Origin of the sequence: Lysinibacillus sp. Ag94 (assembly GCF_023242215.1) — a bacterium.
Taxonomy (GTDB): Bacteria; Bacillota; Bacilli; order Bacillales_A; family Planococcaceae; genus Lysinibacillus.
In genome coordinates, this window is sequence record NZ_CP096780.1 from 588,995 (window position 1) to 608,996 (window position 20,002).

General features: G+C 38.3%; 14 protein-coding genes. 13 read left to right on the top strand and 1 reads right to left on the bottom strand.

Translation table 11 applies throughout. The annotated features are described in order from the left end of the window. Positions 1 to 383: 383 nt before the first annotated feature. The 3 genes from secA (at position 384) to prfB (ending at position 5,065) form a co-directional block, all read left to right on the top strand. A complete protein-coding gene (secA, locus tag MY533_RS02600) occupies positions 384 to 2,894 on the top strand; it encodes a preprotein translocase subunit SecA (RefSeq protein WP_248717925.1) in 2,511 nt (836 codons plus the stop codon). 391 nt (positions 2,895 to 3,285) lie between these two features. Beyond that, positions 3,286 to 3,831: a competence protein ComK gene (locus tag MY533_RS02605; protein ID WP_248717926.1), complete on the top strand. Its 546-nt coding sequence runs from the start codon at positions 3,286 to 3,288 to the stop codon at positions 3,829 to 3,831. 129 nt (positions 3,832 to 3,960) lie between these two features. Further along, positions 3,961 to 5,065, top strand: a protein-coding gene (gene prfB / locus MY533_RS02610) for a peptide chain release factor 2 (RefSeq protein WP_371873293.1) whose coding sequence is annotated in 2 segments (ribosomal slippage) — positions 3,961 to 4,035 and positions 4,037 to 5,065 — 1,104 coding nt in all. Because the reading frame shifts where the segments join, the coding sequence is not laid out codon by codon here. 244 nt (positions 5,066 to 5,309) lie between these two features. Here the strand turns inward: prfB and MY533_RS02615 are convergent. Next, positions 5,310 to 5,819 carry a competence protein ComK gene (locus MY533_RS02615; RefSeq protein WP_132360585.1) on the bottom strand — a complete coding sequence of 170 codons (510 nt, stop codon included), beginning with the start codon at positions 5,817 to 5,819 and terminating at the stop codon, positions 5,310 to 5,312. A gap of 225 nt (positions 5,820 to 6,044) precedes the next feature. On the opposite strand from MY533_RS02615, the gene MY533_RS02620 reads away from it, so the two are divergent. The 10 genes from MY533_RS02620 to MY533_RS02665 all read left to right on the top strand — a co-directional run bounded on the left by MY533_RS02620 (position 6,045) and on the right by MY533_RS02665 (position 19,945). Next, a complete protein-coding gene (locus MY533_RS02620; RefSeq protein WP_132360587.1) occupies positions 6,045 to 6,287 on the top strand; it encodes an IDEAL domain-containing protein in 243 nt (80 codons plus the stop codon). 318 nt (positions 6,288 to 6,605) lie between these two features. Beyond that, positions 6,606 to 8,585 (top strand): excinuclease ABC subunit UvrB, encoded by a 1,980-nt coding sequence (uvrB, locus tag MY533_RS02625; protein ID WP_248717927.1) that lies wholly within the window; start codon positions 6,606 to 6,608, stop codon positions 8,583 to 8,585. A gap of 7 nt (positions 8,586 to 8,592) precedes the next feature. Continuing rightward, positions 8,593 to 11,457, top strand: coding sequence for an excinuclease ABC subunit UvrA (gene uvrA, locus MY533_RS02630; RefSeq protein WP_132360592.1), 2,865 nt, complete (start codon positions 8,593 to 8,595; stop codon positions 11,455 to 11,457). Between the two features lie 446 nt (positions 11,458 to 11,903). Then, positions 11,904 to 13,097, top strand: coding sequence for a DUF4097 family beta strand repeat-containing protein (locus MY533_RS02635; RefSeq protein ID WP_248717928.1), 1,194 nt, complete (start codon positions 11,904 to 11,906; stop codon positions 13,095 to 13,097). A 274-nt stretch (positions 13,098 to 13,371) separates the two neighbouring features. After that, positions 13,372 to 14,058 carry a cell division ATP-binding protein FtsE gene (gene ftsE / locus MY533_RS02640; protein ID WP_132360596.1) on the top strand — a complete coding sequence of 229 codons (687 nt, stop codon included), beginning with the start codon at positions 13,372 to 13,374 and terminating at the stop codon, positions 14,056 to 14,058. Beyond that, the gene (ftsX, locus tag MY533_RS02645) at positions 14,048 to 14,932 is read left to right on the top strand and encodes a permease-like cell division protein FtsX (RefSeq protein ID WP_132360598.1); all 885 of its coding nucleotides are present in this window, start codon (positions 14,048 to 14,050) and stop codon (positions 14,930 to 14,932) included. Before ftsE ends, ftsX begins: the two co-directional genes overlap by 11 nt. A gap of 78 nt (positions 14,933 to 15,010) precedes the next feature. Further along, a complete protein-coding gene (locus MY533_RS02650; protein ID WP_248717929.1) occupies positions 15,011 to 16,327 on the top strand; it encodes a murein hydrolase activator EnvC family protein in 1,317 nt (438 codons plus the stop codon). A 635-nt stretch (positions 16,328 to 16,962) separates the two neighbouring features. Continuing rightward, positions 16,963 to 17,586: a hypothetical protein gene (locus MY533_RS02655; protein WP_248717930.1), complete on the top strand. Its 624-nt coding sequence runs from the start codon at positions 16,963 to 16,965 to the stop codon at positions 17,584 to 17,586. A gap of 42 nt (positions 17,587 to 17,628) precedes the next feature. Continuing rightward, positions 17,629 to 18,222: a redoxin domain-containing protein gene (locus MY533_RS02660; RefSeq protein WP_248717931.1), complete on the top strand. Its 594-nt coding sequence runs from the start codon at positions 17,629 to 17,631 to the stop codon at positions 18,220 to 18,222. 274 nt (positions 18,223 to 18,496) lie between these two features. Beyond that, entirely contained in the window at positions 18,497 to 19,945 is a 1,449-nt protein-coding gene (locus MY533_RS02665) for a S41 family peptidase (protein WP_248717932.1), read from the top strand. The last annotated feature ends 57 nt before the right edge of the window (positions 19,946 to 20,002 follow it).

Here is a 20,002-nt window from a genome sequence, read left to right on the forward strand (position 1 = left end):
GCAAATATATCTTGGATGAAGATAAACCTCTGGCAGATATCACGGATTTTGAAAGGAGTCACCATAATGATGTTAGCCTACCACCGTCGCTTCCTGCGATAACGGCTAAAGGACCTGCGTCGGTGCTGCTACCGCTACGCTTTCGCGCAAAAAAGTATCTGCCGCTGCCATCACGTTAGCACTGCGCCTTCAGGCAAAAAACATCTGCCAGGCCTAAACACAATTCAAAATACGGACGGTATTGTTTATTCGTAGTAAAGCAACAACAATTATGCCAAGGCGTAATTGATATGATTTCCTTTCATGCTAGGGACTCTGTTTGCATGAATCTGTTATACAATGGTAAAATGGAAGCTGAGACTATATAGGAAGTGAAAAAATTCATGGTAAACCTATTAAATAAATTATTTGATTTCAATAAACGTGAAGTAAAAAAATTAGAAAAAATCGCTGACCAGGTTGAGGGATTCGCTTCTCAAATGGAACAGCTTTCAGATGATCAATTACAAGCGAAAACAGAAGAGTTTAAAAAACGCTATGCGGACGGAGAGAGTTTAGAGTCGATTCGTGCGGAAGCTTTTGCGGTTTGTCGAGAAGGCTCAAAGCGTGTGTTAGAGATGTACCCATTCCGTGTGCAAATTATGGGTGCTGCGGCATTAGATGAAGGTAATATTGCGGAAATGAAAACCGGTGAAGGTAAAACGTTAACGGCTACAATGGCTGTTTACTTAAATGCCATTACTGGTAAAGGCGTACATGTTGTGACAGTCAATGAATATTTAGCGAGTCGTGATGCTGAAGAAATGGGGCATTTGTATAATTTCTTAGGCTTAACGGTTGGTTTAAACTTGAACAGCCTATCAAAAGAAGAAAAACGTGCAGCCTATGAAGCGGATATTACGTATAGTACAAACAATGAGCTGGGCTTTGACTATTTACGTGATAATATGGTGCTTTATAAAGAAGAACGTGTACAACGTCCGCTGCATTTTGCAGTAATCGATGAGGTTGACTCGATTTTAATTGATGAAGCGCGTACGCCATTAATTATTTCGGGTCAGGCTGGGAAATCAGCGCAGCTATATAAACAGTCGAATGCGTTTGTTCGTATGTTAAGTGCAGAAACAGATTACACTTACGAAGAGTCGACAAAAGGTGTTACGTTGACAGATGCTGGTGTTGAAAAAGCAGAGAAAGCATTTGGCATTGATAATCTATTTGATTTAACACATGTGCGTTTAAACCATGCGATTAACCAATCGCTAAAGGCACATGTCAGTATGCATAATGATGTTGATTATGTTGTACAAGAGGGCGAAATCGTTATTGTTGACAGCTTTACAGGTCGTTTAATGAAAGGTCGCCGTTACTCAGATGGACTACATCAGGCAATCGAGGCCAAAGAGGGTGTAGAGATTCAAAATGAATCGATGACGATGGCGACAATTACGTTCCAAAACTACTTCCGTATGTATCAAAAGCTTTCGGGTATGACAGGTACTGCGAAAACAGAGGAAGAGGAATTCCGTAATATTTATAATATGAATGTTGTCGCGATTCCTACGAATAAGCCGATTGCTCGTGATGACCGTCCGGACTTAATTTTTGCTTCGATGGAAGGGAAATATAAAGCGGTGGCGGCAGATATTGCAGAGCGCCATAAAGCTGGACAACCAGTTCTTGTTGGTACTGTCGCAATTGAAACGTCTGAAATAATTTCGAATTTATTGGATAAACATAAAATCCCACATAACGTCTTAAACGCGAAAAACCATGAGCGTGAAGCTGAAATTATTGCGAATGCAGGTACAAAAGGTGCAGTAACAATTGCAACAAACATGGCTGGCCGTGGTACAGACATTAAGCCTGGGGAAGGTGTAATGGAGCTCGGTGGTTTAGCGGTAATTGGTACGGAGCGTCATGAATCTCGTCGTATTGATAATCAGCTGCGTGGTCGTTCTGGTCGTCAAGGGAACCCAGGGATTACTCAATTCTATCTATCACTAGAAGATGAATTAATGCGTCGTTTTGGCTCCGATAATATGAAGAACATGATGATGAAATTAGGGATGGATGATTCACAGCCATTACAATCTAAAGTTGTTTCAAGAGCAGTAGAATCAGCTCAAAAACGTGTTGAAGGTAATAACTTCGATGCTCGTAAACGCTTATTACAATATGATGATGTGTTACGTCAGCAACGTGAGATTATTTATAAAGAACGTTATGACGTATTAGAAACAGAAAATATGCGTGTGCTTGTTGAGTCGATGATTCAAGAAACAATTGATAACATTGTTGCAGTGTATACGCAAGGCGAGGAGAAGGATTGGAACTTAAAAGCGATTGATGACTTTGTCGCTGCAAACCTATTAGATGAAGGCGATCTAAAGGTGGAAGATTTCCAAGGTAAATCTGCAGAAGAGATTAACCAGCTAATTTCAAACGCTGTTCAAACGCGTTATAATGAAAAAGAAGAACAGCTTACACCAGAACGTATGCGTGAATTTGAAAAGGTAATCTTACTTCGCTCAATTGATACAAAGTGGATTGATCATATTGATGCGATGGATCAACTACGTCAAGGTATTCATCTTCGTGCATATGGTCAAAATGATCCACTTCGTGAGTATCAACAAGAGGGCTTTGCTATGTTTGAAGATATGGTCGCTTCTATTCGTGAAGATGTAGCAAAATATGCGATGAAGGCAGAAATCCATAATAATTTAGAGCGTGAAGAAGTTGCAAAAGGTCAAGCTGTTAATCCGAAAGAGGATGGCGGCTCAGCTCCGAAAAAGCAACCTGTCCGTAAAGCTGAAAATGTCGGACGTAATGATTTATGTCCGTGCGGAAGCGGTAAGAAATTTAAAAACTGCCATGGTGCAGCTCAATAATATTCGAAAAAGATCATTTTAACTGTATGTTAAAATGGTCTTTTTTTCGATGTTTTAGGATCTTTTCATGGATCCGCCTGGACTATAGCGAATATGCAAACTACCGCAAGTTAGTAGTTTTTCAATCTTAAAAAATTCAAAAAAGAGGTATATGATACTACAACAATAGGTAAATAGTTCAATGGAAAGGGTAATGTTTATAACTTTCTTGTGATTTATTATAAATATGTGAATAGTTGAAAAGTTTTGGGTATTTGAGTCTATTTTTAAATAAAGGGGGGATTTATGGATATAGATTATAATCCTCGAGGAAATACATTGGCGTTTACCAATATATTTATTAGTATTTTTCTCTTTACTAGAAAAACATACAATTTTGAGGAGGATTGACATGCATAATGATGACATTATGAGTAGTAAAACGATGCTGTATACACCGGAGTATGATGCACATGGTAACTTGGGTACACGTGTAATAGAAAGGGATCGTGAATATATATCAAAATTAGCGCCGACAAAATTAATGGATTATAATCTACGTTATTTCGGTTCTAGCTTAAGAGGGGCTTTTGATGGATCGAGAATGATACTTGGAAAGTTGAATAAAAATCCAATAGTTGTTCATGAACAAAGTAATATTGTATGGTTTCCAAGTAAGTCTTATTTACGACGTGACTGTAAATGGTTTGCTGTTCATCATATTCAGGACTATCTAGCTATCGATAAAAAGAATACAAAAGTAATTTTTATGAACGGCTATGAAACTAATGTGGATCTAAGTGTTAGATCATTTGAAAACAGAATTCAAAGAGCTTTTCTACTAAAATATAAACTGGAAAAACGAACAAAAAATTTATTAGTTCAATATGATCAAAGTAAAGTATTTCAACGTATGGCAAACGATGTTATCTTTGAGGATGAAGCTGAAAAAGACTGAAACGAATGCTGAGGTTGTAAAAAAGTATGTTTTCCGCCGTAAAAACGTTATAATAAAGAGATCGGGGCTTTAAAGAAGTATCAGTATTTGAAAAGTTTGCCCCATAAATAACGTTCGGAGGATTTAACAATGATTGAATTAGCAGATGTACGTAACGCGTTAGACACTTCAGCCAAAAAATTGGCGGATTTTAGGGGGTCTCTTTGACTTAGAAAACAAAGAGGCACGTATTCAAGAATTAGATGAAATGATGCTTGAGCCAGGTTTCTGGGATGATCAGCAAGGGGCACAGGTAATCATTAATGAGAGTAATGGCTTAAAGGCAACTGTTAATGAGTATAAAGATTTATTAGAAACATATGAGAACCTAGATATGACGTTAGAGCTATTGCGCGAAGAGCCTGATGAAGAATTGCAGGAGGAGCTAGGCAATGAATTAGTAGAATTCCAGCAAAAAATGGGCAATTTTGAGCTGCAATTACTATTAAGCGGTCCATACGATCAAAATAATGCAATTTTAGAGCTGCATCCAGGAGCAGGTGGTACGGAATCTCAGGATTGGGGCTCGATGCTGCTTCGTATGTACACACGCTGGGCGGAAAAACGTGGCTTTAAAGTCGAAACAGTTGATTATCTTCCAGGCGATGAAGCAGGAATTAAATCTGTAACATTGTCCATTAAGGGTCATAATGCTTACGGCTATTTGCAAGCAGAAAAAGGTGTCCATCGTTTAGTACGTATTTCACCGTTTGACTCTTCTGGTCGTCGTCATACATCGTTCGTTTCTTGTGATGTTATGCCTGAATTCGATGACAATATTGAAATTGATATTCGTACAGAGGATTTAAAAATTGATACGTATCGTGCAACAGGTGCAGGTGGTCAGCATATTAATACGACAGATTCAGCTGTTCGTATTACGCACATTCCAACTGGTACTGTCGTACAATGTCAGGCAGAACGTTCACAAATTAAAAACCGTGAAAAAGCAATGACAATGTTAAAAGGGAAACTCTATCAATTAGAGATCGATAAGCAGCAGGCACAGTTAGATGAAATCCGTGGTGAACAGAAGGAAATCGGCTGGGGCTCACAAATTCGTTCCTATGTATTCCATCCATATTCAATGGTGAAAGATCATCGTACAAATGAAGAAACAGGTAATGTAGGAGCGGTGATGGATGGTGACGTAGATCCATTCATTAATGCATATTTACGTTCAAAAATAGGCTAATGAAAGCCCCTCAGAGACACAATAAAATTGTGCTTTGAGGGGTTTTTTAGTTTCTAAATCAATTGTGCATCGGCATAATTGCATCCGGAATCGGTTTTGTGATATTCGCCGGAGGTTTATCAGCGGATGTTGCAACCCCCTCTGATAAGTGACTTAAAACCGTATTTATCTCACCCCTATAGAGGTAAGAGACTTCTCTACCTGTCGCTACGCTTTCGATCAAAAGACATTTTGCTGAGAGAAGTTAAAAAGGTGGATGATACGGAGCGTCTTGGCTAATCTCCTTGCGCTCATTCATGTAATGTTTATAGAGCATCGATGCATTGACAAATTGCTTGCTGATCGAAGCATATTGAATAGGCAGCTCAATCTGTTTATCATTTTTCAGTGTAACGATACAGCCCGTTTTACTTGCTACAATATTCGAAATGGCGTGAAGTCCAATCCAAATATTGTGGATAGAGTTTGGAGAATACGTTGGTAAAAAAATACAAGGATAACCATAATCATAAGCAACAACGATTGGGAGCTTATGTTGATTGCCGAAAAAGCGTTTGGCGGAATGTCTTGCTGCCTCATAGGTTGTGCCGAGTGAGATACAAGATTTTCGTAATATATGCATTGGTTTCCTCGTGACGATAAGCTCATTATGCTTATCAATGACCCGTGTGAAAATTTTAGAATCATACTGCATTGGCTGAAGTAGATAGGTGTTGAAAGACATTAAATACCCATTGATGTAGTTTGCCGACATCTATGTAAACCTCCCTTTTCTATTTGTTATTGAAGTGTAGAACATAAAATTGAATTCTGAAAGTATAGACAAAAGGAGAAAACCGTTGATATTTCAAGCTTTTGTATAGAGAAATTGCTTGAAATTGCACGAGATTAATAGTAAATCGGAGTGATTTTCGGTTCTTAAGCATTGCATTTTAACATCAATTTTCTTATAATTTAGAAAAGGATCGAGGTGAGATCGTTGGATAAATATTATTCGTATACAGATTTTCTAAAAGCCGTTGGTCAGTCAAAGAAAGTTGATGAGGCAGAGAAATTATTAAACGAGATTTATTTAGATTTATTTTTAAATCATATCCAGCGTATGCATCGTGAAGAGCAGCTCATGGTTCTGATAGATAGAGCACTCGATGAAAAAGATGAACATGCATTTCATCTATACGCAGCCGAACTAATAACCTTACACCAAGATGCAAGTGAATAATATGACGAGCCCGCTCTCCGCTTATTGGAGAGCGGGATTTTTTTGCTATTTTTGCGCCACTGATCAGGTTTACCGGTAATAACCCGAGATTCCCTCTAAGGTAATGCATTTACATTTTTCCATGTCGATTAGCTAACATTTGGAAAGGGTAATCTATTGATAGATAGGTTGTCATTAGTACATACGTTCTATCGCAATCACCTTAAATAGAGCAAACGGAAAATTTTTTACAAACATTCGTTCGTTAAATGTTCGAAATTTAAATTATGCTATGCTAAAATATATGTATCAAATTGGTAGGAAGGGACGGGGACATGTGTGCACACATTTGATTTACAAGCGCCATATACGCCTGGTGGAGATCAACCACAGGCAATTGCGGAATTAGTGGAGGGTGTACGTGCGGGTAAACGTCATCAAACGTTGCTCGGTGCAACAGGAACAGGAAAAACGTTTACGATTTCTAATGTCATTCAACAAGTAAAAAAACCGACACTTATTATGGCACATAATAAAACATTAGCAGGTCAATTATATAGTGAGTTTAAAGAGTTCTTCCCTAATAATGCAGTTGAATACTTTGTCAGCTACTATGATTACTTTCAGCCTGAGGCATATGTACCGCAGACGGATACTTACATCGAGAAAGATTCAAGCATTAATGATGAAATTGATAAGTTGCGTCACTCTGCAACATCTGCATTATTCGAGCGTGATGATGTCATTATTATAGCATCCGTGTCCTGTATATATGGTCTAGGTTCTCCAGAAGAATATCGTGAAATGGTCGTATCGGTGCGGACTGGAATGGAAATTGAACGTAATCAGTTGCTTCGAAAACTGGTCGATGTACAGTACGAGCGTAATGATGTGAGTTTTACACGTGGGACGTTTCGAGTGCGTGGCGATGTAGTGGAAATATTCCCTGCATCTCGTGATGAGCATTGTATTCGCGTGGAGTTTTTTGGGGACGAGATCGATCGAATTCGTGAGGTAGATGCGTTAACGGGTGAAATATTAGCGGACCGTGATCATGTAGCTATTTTCCCAGCATCCCACTTCGTTACACGAGAAGAAAAAATGCTAAAGGCCATTGAAAATATTGAAAAAGAGTTGGAGGAGCGTTTAACTCTTTTACGTGCGGAGGATAAATTGTTAGAGGCACAGCGTTTAGAGCAACGCACTCGCTACGATTTAGAAATGATGCGTGAAATGGGCTTTTGCTCAGGTATCGAAAACTACTCGCGTCATTTAACATTGCGTGAAGCGGGGGCAACTCCATATACGCTACTTGACTATTTCCCTGAGGATTTTTTACTTGTTGTCGATGAAAGTCACGTTACGTTACCACAGGTTAGAGGGATGTATAACGGTGACCAAGCACGTAAAGGTGTGCTAGTTGAGCATGGATTCCGTTTGCCATCAGCACTAGATAACCGCCCTTTACGTTTTGAAGAATATGAGAAACATATACATCAAGCTATTTATGTATCAGCAACACCTGGCCCGTATGAGCTTGAGCATTCTCCTGAAATGGTGCAGCAAATTATTCGTCCAACAGGGCTACTTGACCCACAAATTGACGTCCGTCCTATTGAAGGGCAAATAGATGATTTAATCGATGAGATTCAAGGTCGTATTGCTCGTGATGAACGAGTGCTTGTTACAACATTGACGAAAAAAATGTCAGAGGATTTAACGGCTTATTTGAAGGAAATGGGCTTAAAGGTGGAGTACTTGCATTCCGAGATTAAGACGCTAGAGCGCATTGAGATTATTCGCGAGCTTCGCAAAGGTACTTATGATGTTCTAATCGGCATTAACTTATTGCGAGAAGGGTTAGATATTCCTGAGGTTTCGCTTGTGGCGATTTTAGATGCTGACAAGGAAGGATTTTTACGTTCAGAGCGCTCACTCATTCAAACAATTGGACGTGCTGCACGTAATGCCAATGGTCATGTCATTATGTACGCGGATAATATGACGGATTCGATGAAAAAGGCGATTGAGGAAACGAAGCGTCGTCGAACATTGCAAATGGCATATAACGAAGAGCACGGCATTACACCGAAAACGATTGTTAAGAAAATTCCTGATGTTATTCGTGCGACACAGGTGGCAGAGGAAGAGGAGTCTTATGTAACGAAGGCAACAAAAGGGAAGAAGCTGACAAAGGCGGAAAGAGAGCAATTACTTGCAACGTTGGAAGTAGAAATGAAGGAAGCGGCAAAAGCACTCGATTTCGAACGTGCTGCTGAGCTGCGCGATACAATATTTGAATTGAAGGTAGAAGGGTGAATGGCTTGTGAAAAATACTGAAATTGTCGTGCAAGGTGCACGAGCTCATAATTTAAAAAATATCAATGTCACAATTCCGCGCGATCAATTAGTCGTGCTAACAGGGTTATCGGGCTCAGGGAAATCATCATTAGCGTTCGATACGATTTATGCTGAGGGCCAACGTCGTTATGTTGAATCCCTTTCAGCTTATGCCCGTCAATTCCTTGGTCAAATGGATAAACCAGATGTCGATGCAATAGAGGGATTATCTCCTGCTATTTCAATCGATCAAAAAACGACGAGCCGTAACCCACGTTCTACAGTTGGGACAGTAACGGAAATCTATGATTATTTACGTTTGCTATTTGCGCGCATCGGTAAGCCTATTTGTCCAAATCATGGTATTGAAATTACGTCCCAAACGATTGAGCAAATGGTCGATCGTTTAGTAACTTATCCGGAAAGAACGAAAATGCAGTTGCTTGCTCCGATGGTATCAGGGCGTAAGGGAACGCACGTAAAGCTACTGGAAGATTTAAAAAAGCAAGGCTTTGTTCGGGTACGTATCGACGGTGAGCTACGTGATTTAGATGATGCCATTGAACTTGATAAAAACAAAAAGCACTCAATAGAAGTAGTCATCGATCGTGTTGTGATGAAGGAAGGTGTCGCGGCACGTCTTAGTGATTCTTTAGAGACAGCATTACGTTTGGCTGATGGGCGTGTACTTGTCGATGTGATGGAACATGAGGAATTATTATTTAGTGAGCATCATGCTTGCCCTTTATGTGGATTTTCAATCGGGGAGCTAGAGCCTCGCATGTTTTCATTTAATAGCCCGTTTGGAGCTTGTCCAAGCTGTGATGGTTTAGGCTCAACACAAGAGGTAGATCTTGATTTAGTAGTGCCTGATTGGGACCGTAGTTTATTAGAGCATGCTATAGCACCGTGGGAACCAACAAGCTCTCAATACTATCCACAATTATTAAAGGCTGTGTGCGATCATTATGATATTCCAATGGACGTTCCAGTAAAGGATCTTCCGAAAGAAAAGATGGATAAAATTTTATATGGTTCTGGTAAAGATAAAATCCACTTCCATTATGAAAATGAGTTTGGCAATGTGCGAGATCAAATGATTGAATTTGAAGGTGTTGTCCGAAATGTGGAGCGCCGTTTCAAAGAGACAACGTCTGACTACGTGCGTGAACAAATGGAAAAATATATGGCGCAGCAAGCATGTCCATCTTGTAAAGGTTATCGCTTAAAGCCTGAAACATTAGCTGTAAAATTAGCAGATAAACATATTGGCGAAGTTACACAGTATTCGATTCAGGAAGCTGATACATTTTTCAAAGAGCTAGATTTATCAGAAAAGGATATGAAAATTGCTCGACTTGTTTTACGTGAAATTGAAGAACGACTGGGCTTCCTAGTCAATGTAGGGTTAGATTATTTAACGTTAAGTCGAGCAGCAGGGACACTTTCAGGTGGAGAAGCTCAACGCATTCGCCTTGCGACACAAATCGGGTCGCGTTTAACGGGCGTTCTCTATATTTTAGATGAGCCATCAATCGGCTTGCATCAACGTGATAATGACCGTCTTATTAGTACATTGCAAAATATGCGTGATATAGGCAATACGCTTATTGTTGTTGAACACGATGAAGATACAATGCTGGCGGCTGATTATCTCATTGATGTTGGTCCTGGTGCAGGTGTGCATGGTGGTCAAATTGTAGCGGCCGGGACACCCCAGGAAGTAATGGAACATGAAAAGTCATTAACAGGGCAATACTTAAGTGGCAAGAAATTTATTCCATTGCCAATTGAGCGACGCAAACCGAATGGGCGCAAATTATCGATTAAAGGTGCCAAGGAAAATAATCTTAGAAATGTAAAAGTTGATGTACCACTTGGCTTATTCGTTGCAGTGACAGGTGTTTCAGGGTCAGGGAAATCTACGCTTATTAATGAAATTTTATATAAGTCATTAGCTCAAAAGCTTAATCGTTCAAAAGTGAAGCCTGGTGAACATAAAGAAGTAACAGGGATAGATGAGCTCGAAAAGGTAATTGATATTGACCAATCACCAATCGGTCGTACACCTCGCTCTAATCCAGCTACGTATACAGGCGTTTTTGATGATATTCGAGATGTTTTTGCAACAACAAATGAAGCAAAGGTACGTGGCTATAAAAAAGGTCGCTTTAGCTTCAACGTTAAGGGAGGCCGCTGCGAGGCTTGTCGTGGTGATGGTATTATAAAAATTGAAATGCATTTCCTACCAGATGTTTACGTGCCGTGTGAAGTCTGTCATGGGAAGCGTTATAACCGTGAAACGCTTGAAGTGAAATATAAGGATAAGAGCATTGCAGATATTTTAGATATGACGATTGAAAATGCAGTAGTATTTTTCGAAAATATTCCGAAAATCCAGCGTAAGCTACAAACAATCGTGGATGTAGGATTAGGCTATATGAAATTAGGGCAGCCTGCTACAACGCTATCTGGTGGTGAGGCACAGCGTGTGAAATTAGCCTCTGAATTACACCGTCGTTCAACAGGTAAATCATTCTATATTTTAGATGAGCCGACTACAGGCTTACATGCGCATGATATTGCACGTTTACTCGTTGTTTTACAGCGTCTTGTAGAAAATGGCGATTCCGTGCTAGTAATCGAACATAATTTAGATGTCATCAAAACAGCAGACTACATTATCGATTTAGGGCCAGAAGGTGGCGATAAAGGTGGTACTATTGTTGCGACAGGTACACCAGAAGAGGTCGCTGAAGTAAGTGGCTCTTATACTGGGAAATATTTAAAACCGATCTTAACAAGAGATCGTCTACGTATGGAAGCTGTTTTAGCCAAAGCTTCTCAATAAAGTCCCAAAAAGTTCGCAAATTTCCTAAGGAGATTTGCGAATTTTTTTACGATAAGGGGCATACTGCGAAGGCGGATGTCGATAAAAATTAAAAGTTGGGTGATAAAACGTAAAAGTTAGTCGATAAACTTCAAAAGTTGGGTGATAAAACGTGAAAGTTAATCGATAAATTTTAAAAGTTGGATGACATTCTATTAAAACGTATGTCATGTGAATAAGTTGATTGGAGTGGAGGCTGGGCGACTCCTCGGGGATCAGCGTCACAGATGGTCTTGGAGCGAGCTTTGCGAGTGAAGCGGCTCATCGGACGCCCCAGGAAATCAACCCCACGCTATTGGTAACGAGCTTAAAAAAGATATATCTCCAATATTTTCATTTTTATGGTGAAACTTTTCACAAATTGAATCGTATAAATAATATAACGAACTGAGGGAGGCTATTTTATTATGCAAAATGAACGTCAACGAATTTTAGAACTTGTAGAAAAAGGAACAATTTCAGCGCAAGAGGCGATTACATTATTAGAAGCATTAGAGCAACCTAGCAAGTCCACTCAAAATGTTATGAATGATGTAGTAAATGAGGACCAGTATTCCGCTACAGAAAAAGAGTCAGTATTTAAAGATGAGAGTCAAAACGAACAACAATCGCAAAAAGACGAAGATTTCTCAAAATATTTCCAAGAAGAAATGCGAGATTTCCGTAAAGATTTATCACAAATTGGTTCACTCTTTATGGATATGATGAATACGGCAGTAAAAAAGGTTAAAGAATTTGATGTAACTTCTCCATTTGGTGATAAATTCGAGTTTACACATACGGAAGAAGTTTCAGCTGAACGTGTGGACAAAATAATTGCTGAATTACCGAATGGCAATTTTGCATTAGAAACTGCTGAAGGAGATAGCTTCCAAGTCATTTGCAAGGTAAAGGCACCTTTTGTTAATGATAGTGAAGAAGAAACGCGCGCTAACTTCCTAGAGCAATTCGTTGTCAAGGAAGATGGAGATTCACTACGAATTTTAAGTCAACTTAAGCTTGTTCAAGTAAATGTTAAAGTACTTGTTCCAAAGGATAAATTAGAAAAATTATCAGTTCGTTTAATGAACGGTAATGTTACTTTACAAGATACGGATTTCGAGCAATTAAAAATAAAAACATTAAACGGTGCGATTAAAGGCTCTAAGTTTAACTTTGGAAAGGCAGAAGTAGATTCGTCAAATGGTTCGATTGAATTAACAAATGTTCGCGGTAAAGATTTAGAGGCTGAAACATTGAATGGCCGTGTCTATTTAGATGGTGCATTGGATGAAGTTGCAGCAAAATCGGTTAATGGACATGTTGTTGTCACTACTTGCTCTACTAATTCATCGAAAATCAAAGCACAAACAGTCGCGGGAGCTGTTGAATTGTATGTGCCACGTACACTATCGTTAAGCGGTAAAATTGTTACGAACTTTGGTAAAGTAGATGTTGGTATTCAAGATGTTTCAAAAATTGAATCACAGGATCAATTTTTATCAAAAGTAGTACGTTTTGATAAAGAAATAGAGAATGCTAATCGTTTATTTATTGAAGGTGAGTCTAAAACAGGTGCAGTTTTAGTACGCTATACAACAACTGACGAGCAGCATATTTAACTAATAAAAAGCATTCAGGCTAAGCATAAAAGCATAGCTGAATGCTTTTTTGCTGTTTGAAAACATAAGAAAAGCAGAAATCGACTTTCCACTATTGGGCTCGATTTCTGCTTTCTTGTCTGTCGAGTTTATGTTAATTTTGTGGCAATGAAATAACGAAATAACAGGAACTACCACGGAATGAAATGAAACTGTAATAATAAAGGGAGAAATAGAGTGCTATAATAGAGAACGAAATACCTCTTACATGGTAAGAGATTTAGGTGGTTTAAATATGATAGAAATGAAGAATGTGACAAAGAAGTACTCAAATGGCGTTGTTGCGACAAATGGGATTTCTGTTAACATAAAGCAGGGTGAATTTGTCTATGTTGTAGGTCCAAGTGGTGCAGGTAAATCTACGTTTATTAAATTAATGTACCGCGAGGAAAAAGCTACTTCTGGAGAAATTACTGTTAATGGCATAAATTTAGCAGAATTGAAAAATAAAAAGGTACCTTTTTTACGTCGTCAAATTGGTGTCGTTTTCCAAGACTTCAAACTGCTACCTCGTTTGAATGTATATGAAAATGTAGCGTTTGCACTAGAGGTAATTGAGGAAGACCCAATAGAAATTCGCCGTCGGGTAATGGAAGTTTTGGAGCTCGTGGGGCTAAAGCAAAAGGCAAGAATGTTCCCTAATGAGCTTTCAGGTGGCGAACAGCAGCGCGTTTCGATTGCACGATCTATTGTGAATGTGCCAAAGGTCGTTATTGCAGATGAGCCTACTGGAAATCTTGACCCTGAGACATCTTGGGACATTATGAATTTATTCGAAGAAATTAATGCAAGAGGTACAACTATTGTGATGGCAACCCATAACCGTGAAATCGTAAATACGATTCGTCGTCGAGTAATTGCAATTGAAGGCGGCATGATTGTCCGTGATGAGCACGGAGGTGAATACGGCTATGAAATTTAATACAGTAAAACGCCACTTCCGAGAAAGTGTAAAGTCTCTTGGTCGTAATAGCTGGATGACTATTGCCTCCGTTAGTGCAGTTACAGTTACATTAATATTAGTAGGCGTATTCGCGCTTATTATGATGAACTTAAATAAAGTAGCATCTGATTTAGAGAACGATGTTGAAATTAAAGTGTTAATTGATGAAACAGCAGATAAAACAGCTGAAAAAGCACTCATGGAAAAAATAAAGAAATTGCCTGATGTCGCAGAGATGACTTATTCGACAAAGGAAAATGAATTAACGAAATTAGTAAAAGATTTTGGGGACGATTTTAAACTATTTGAGCAAAGTAATCCATTACGGAATGTTATTTATGTAAAGGCTTCAAATCCTCAACAAACAGCTACTGTTGCTAAAAAAATTGATAAATTTGAGCATACATATGACGTTATGTATGGTGAAGGCAAAGTAGAAAAACTATTTAATTTCTTAAATATTAGCCGCAACGTAGGGATAGTACTTATTTGTGGATTATTATTTACAGCAATTTTCTTAATTTCTAATACGATTCGAATTACTATTATCGCACGTCGTGATGAAATAGAAATTATGAAACTTGTTGGAGCAACGAATTCGTTCGTGCGTATCCCATTTTTATTAGAAGGAATGTGGCTCGGAATTTTAGGTTCTATTATTCCGATTGCGGTCATCGCAACCCTTTACCACAATGTATATAAAATTATTGCGCCTCGATTAAAAGGCGAACTTGTTCAAGTACTTGATTTCTCACCTCTTGTGTACCAAGTAAGCGGTCTACTATTACTCATCGGTGTACTAATTGGTATTTGGGGAAGTTTCATGTCCGTACGTAAGTTTTTAAAAATCTAGCTTTCGTTAGGCTTCGCACTAGTTGTGTTAGCCGGAAGACAATCAACCAAAATTAATAGTCGAAAAGGAGTTCAACCGGTGAAAAGTATGACGAAAAACTCATTGAAAACACTTACTGCAGCATCTGCACTATTTCTTTTTATCCAAACTCCATCAGCGTATGCAACTAGTTTATCGGATTTAAAAGATGAAAAAAAACAAATTGAATCAAAAAAAGATGGCTTAAATTCATCCATCAATAATAAAACAAATGCTATTTCTGAAAATGATAACAAGCAACAAAAATTATTAGATCAAATTAAAACATTAAATGCTGAAATTGATAAAACTAACGGTACTATCAAAAACGTATGGGCAGAAATTCAAGCTACAAATAAAGAGATAAAAACTTTAGAAGATTCTATTGCAGAGCTTCTGCACAAAATTAAAGAGCGTGATTTATTGTTAGAGGATCGTGCTCGTGCCATTCAGGCAGGTGGTTCCGTTAGCTATTTAGATGTACTTCTTAGTTCTAATAGTTTCATAGATTTTATCGACCGTTTCTCTGCTGTCAATGCATTACTTGAAGCGGATCGACAAATTATCCAGGATCAAAAAGAGGATAAGCAAAAATTAGAGGAACAAAAACAGACTTTAGAAGGAAAACGCCAAAAGCTCGAGGATAAAAAAGCTGAGCTTGATCGTTTAAAAGCATCATTGGATGGACAGAAAGCTGAGAAAAACAAAGTTATTGATCAATTAGAAAAAGAACAAGAAAAGCTGAAGTCAGAAAAGGTATTGCTTGAGAAAGAGTATTCTGAGGCTCTTGAGATTAGTGCGGAATTACAACAAAAAATCATTGATGAGCAAAATCGATTAGCAGAAATTGCTCGTCAACAAGAAGCGAAACGTAAGGCAGAAGCCGCTGCCGCAGCCAAGGCAGCTAATTCAAACAATAGTGGTGGTGGGTCAGGATCTGGATCTTCAACAGTCAATGCGCCACAATCGAATGGTACTTGGATTAAACCAACAAATGGTCGTTTAACATCGACTTATGGCTGGCGTGAATTTGGCGGTTCAGAGTTCCATTATGGGATCGATCTTGCAAATAGTATAGGTACGCCAGTATGGGCAGCAGCTGACGGTGTTGTTTCCTATGCTGCACCACTTAGCACGTATGGTAATTGTGTTATCATTACACATTCTATCAACGGTCAAATTTACACGACAGTATATGCACACTTAAATTCCTTTAACGTTAGTGTTGGCACAGAAGTATCCCAAGGTCAACAAATTGCTGCTATGGGTAATACAGGCCGTGTAACAGGACCTCACTTGCACTTCGAAGTGCACATCGGTCCATGGAGAGGACAAGCAGTCGGAAGTGACAATCCATTAAAATATATTCCAATTTAACGTCTTTCAGCGAATGTCTTCCCCGCTATAGGTGGAAAGATGACTGGTCAACTAAAGCCTCCGGAAATATAGAAAGCTATACATTAGGAATCTTCTAATGTATAGCTTTTTTATATTTTCATTAAGTTACCGAAACATCATAGCGAATGTTCAAAATAACTTGCTAGTTAAGATTGAGAAGTGTCAATAAACTGAGGAGGATTTTCACATTGTGTGTTTAGAATAATAAAGATGAATAGAAACATCTAAATGGAGAATAGAATTAGCAAAGTGGTGGATAGAATTATCGAAATGATGGATAGAACTATGAAACTGTGGATAGAGCCGGCAAAAAGGTGGATAGAACGTAAATAACGTTTTTGGAAATCGATATAATATGCTCACTCAATTTTTGACGTAAAAAATATATTCATCTGTAGAACCTGAACTTTTTTAGCAGATGTATTATTTGGAAGCCTCTTTTCTAGTATGCCATCATTTTATGTAATATTATTTATAGTGTGAATACCTAGTTGGGTATTTCACTAGAACTGTTCATAAAAAGTCTATTCAGGAAGATTTTTTGAACACGGTGTGAAATGACAGTTCATATAAAGATTATATGCTATGCTGTAGCTATCTGGAGGATTTATTAGATGAATAACACAGAATGGTTCTCTATTCGGGCATTAACATTACCAGCAACAGCTGTTGCTCTACTTGTGGCTTTTTTCATTGTATGGCTAGTTTTACGGGTACAATTTTCTAAGAAATGGGCGGGGGTATATGGTGACGCGGTCTTTACCTTTATTGTCGTTTGGAAATTTAGCATAATTGTCACTGATTTTAAAGTTGTTATCGCTCAACCATTCTCGCTTCTTTATTTTAATGGTGGAACAATTGGTGTCTTATTAGGGGTAATGGCAGCGTCGTTACAGCTTTGGTGGAAGCGACAACAATTTCAGTTTGACGCAACTGGAGTCACTGCCTGTAGTTGGGCAATCATTTTAACGCAATCGATTTATCAATGGCTTGTAGTGTTACTAAATGATAATCAAACCACTAGCGAAGTGATAACTTTATTTGTGCTAAGTACACTCACAGTCCTCATATTATGGAAAATAACAGCTATCAACCGTGCTTTATTTTTATATACAAGTGGTTTTATGATTGTTGCTCTCTTTCAGCCTTATGGTTTATGGCAACCAGCAGTAGGTGTGAGCGTCATATTACTTATATTAGGTTTAGTGATTCAGCGTTTTGCTGGCACGTCTAAATGATATGGTTCAAAAATAAAGTTCTGAATTATTGGGAGGTAAGGAATGAAAAAAAATATTGGGCTACTTATCGTCGTATTATTAGTAGCTGTGATGATTGGTACATATGTTAAACAGCAAATTGATAAGGATCGTGAAATTGAAACAACTTCTCTTGGAAAAGAAATGGATGAACGAAAGATTGGATTAAGCAATGGGGATACGCCACCGGATTTTACGTTAACAAGTTTAGATGGTAAAAATGTAACTTTGAGTGAGCTGCGTGGAAAAAAAGTTGTGTTAAACTTTTGGGCAACATGGTGCCCACCGTGTAAAGCAGAAATGCCACATATGCAAAATTATTATGAACAATATGCTAAAAAAGATAATGTAGAAATTATAGCTGTCAATTTAACAAGTGAAGAACGAGATGTTACAGCTGACGCAAAAATAGATTCTGTGATGACATTTAGAGATAGCTTTGATTTAACATTTCCTATTTTACTTGATCAAGACCCGAAAAACTCAATCGGCATTGCCTATCAAATATTGACGATTCCTACAACCTATTTTATTGATTCGAATGGATATATTCAACGTGCTATAAAAGGGCCGATGAATGTAGAAATGTTAAAAAAATATGTAGATGCATTAGACTAATCAAATCAAAGAATCTGCTCCTTTTCTTAAAAGAAACGAAGCAGATTTTTTATTTGTTTATAAAGCGCCTACGATTCGTGATGGATACCCGCGCTAGGGAAGTAAATACCCGCTATTGACGATAGAATATCTGCGCTAGAAATCAAATACTCACGTTATGCAATAGAATACTCTTGACACAAAAATCATAGTATTCAACAAATTATTTTGAAGTTTAATCTTGTATGTTTGAAAAATAAACTTCATACAGTAGAAGAGACGGAGGAGGGAAGGTTTGCGCAAAATAATGGCTGGTGTCGGCGTACTTGCTAGTAGTCTATTGCTAGGTAGTGGAGTTTATTTTGACTGGTTTAATTTAGGGGATAAAAAGGAGCCGGTCGTTACAGAGGTTGATTCGATTAATGAAGCGTTGAATTTAATTGAGGAAAAATCTGTATACAGTACGAAAAAAGATGTTTTGGTGGAGGGGGCACTTCGTGGTATGGCCGATGCTATAAAGGACCCTTATAGCACCTATTATTCGAAGGAAGAGGCGGAACAGCACCGACAAATGTTAGCCGAGGAAAGAGTAGGCATAGGGATTGAGCTATCTGAAAATAACGGAAAATTTATTGTTGTATCTCCAGTCCGTTCGTCCCCGGCAGATAAGGCAGGAATGCGCTCTCTCGATGAAATTGTACAAGTTGATGGCGTTCGGGTAGATGGCAAAAAGATGAGTGAATTAATGCATTTAATTCAAGGGGAGAAGGGGACGAAAGTAACTATTGTCGTCTATCGTCCAAGTGAAGATAAACATATTAAAATGACGATGGAACGAGCTGCAATTTCTAATAAAACAGTAACGAGCGAAGTAGTGAACGTCGAAAATACTCCGCTTGGTTATGTGGAAATCTCACTTTTCGGTGAAAAAACAGCAAATGAGTGGGTTGCCGAAACGAGTAAATTGCTCCGAAAAGATATAAAAGGGTTAGTGATTGATGTGCGGGATAATCCAGGTGGTTATTTACATAGCGTCGCAGCCCTACTGAGCACAGTATTGGAGAAAGGCAAAGTGTTTGCCTATATGCAAAATGCTGAAGGTGCTATGGAACCGTTAAAAACGGAATCAAAAAGCTTTGATGAAAAGTATTTGCAGACAATGTACAAGATACCAATTGTTGTTTTACAGAATGCGGGCAGTGCATCTGCTAGTGAAGTACTTAGTGGCGCTTTAAAAAGCTGGGGACGTGCCTCCCTTGTTGGTGTCAAGAGTTTTGGAAAGGGAACAGTTCAGGAGTCTTGGTCGCTGAAAAATGGTGGCGAGCTTAAACTGTCCACAAATAAATGGCTGACGCCAAAGCGCGAATGGATTCATGGGCAAGGTATTGAGGCTAATTTAGTAGTTGAACCAAATGAATTATTCGCTTTTCAAATGCATCCATTATCAGGAAAATTTAAAGAGGGCGATATGAGTGAAGAAATTGCTTATACGCAAAATGCTTTGAAAAAGCTAGGCTTTAAAATTGCTCGTTTAGACGGTTACTTGGATGAATCGACGGAGGAGGCGGTTAAACTTTATCGAGAGGATAAGAAATTGAAAAAGGCAGAAGATAATTATAATATGGACACTACCTTCTTTAACAGCTTAAATGAAACGTTGAAAAAATATAAAGAGGACCGTCAAAATGATTTACAGTTCCAAATGGCGACAAGCTTTTTACTGCACAATATTAAAGGAGAATAATAATATAAGAATGTAGATCGATAAAAGAATTTTTTTGCTTTTGAATCCCCATTTTTA

Coding starts and splice junctions, on each gene's coding strand:
- MY533_RS02660 (WP_248717931.1), top strand. CDS start 17,629: ATGAAAAAAAATATTGGGCTACTTATCGTCGTATTATTAGTAGCTGTG.
- MY533_RS02605 (WP_248717926.1), top strand. CDS start 3,286: ATGCATAATGATGACATTATGAGTAGTAAAACGATGCTGTATACACCG.
- ftsX (WP_132360598.1), top strand. CDS start 14,048: ATGAAATTTAATACAGTAAAACGCCACTTCCGAGAAAGTGTAAAGTCT.
- secA (WP_248717925.1), top strand. CDS start 384: ATGGTAAACCTATTAAATAAATTATTTGATTTCAATAAACGTGAAGTA.
- ftsE (WP_132360596.1), top strand. CDS start 13,372: ATGATAGAAATGAAGAATGTGACAAAGAAGTACTCAAATGGCGTTGTT.
- MY533_RS02615 (WP_132360585.1), bottom strand. CDS start 5,819: ATGTCGGCAAACTACATCAATGGGTATTTAATGTCTTTCAACACCTAT.
- MY533_RS02655 (WP_248717930.1), top strand. CDS start 16,963: ATGAATAACACAGAATGGTTCTCTATTCGGGCATTAACATTACCAGCA.
- MY533_RS02635 (WP_248717928.1), top strand. CDS start 11,904: ATGCAAAATGAACGTCAACGAATTTTAGAACTTGTAGAAAAAGGAACA.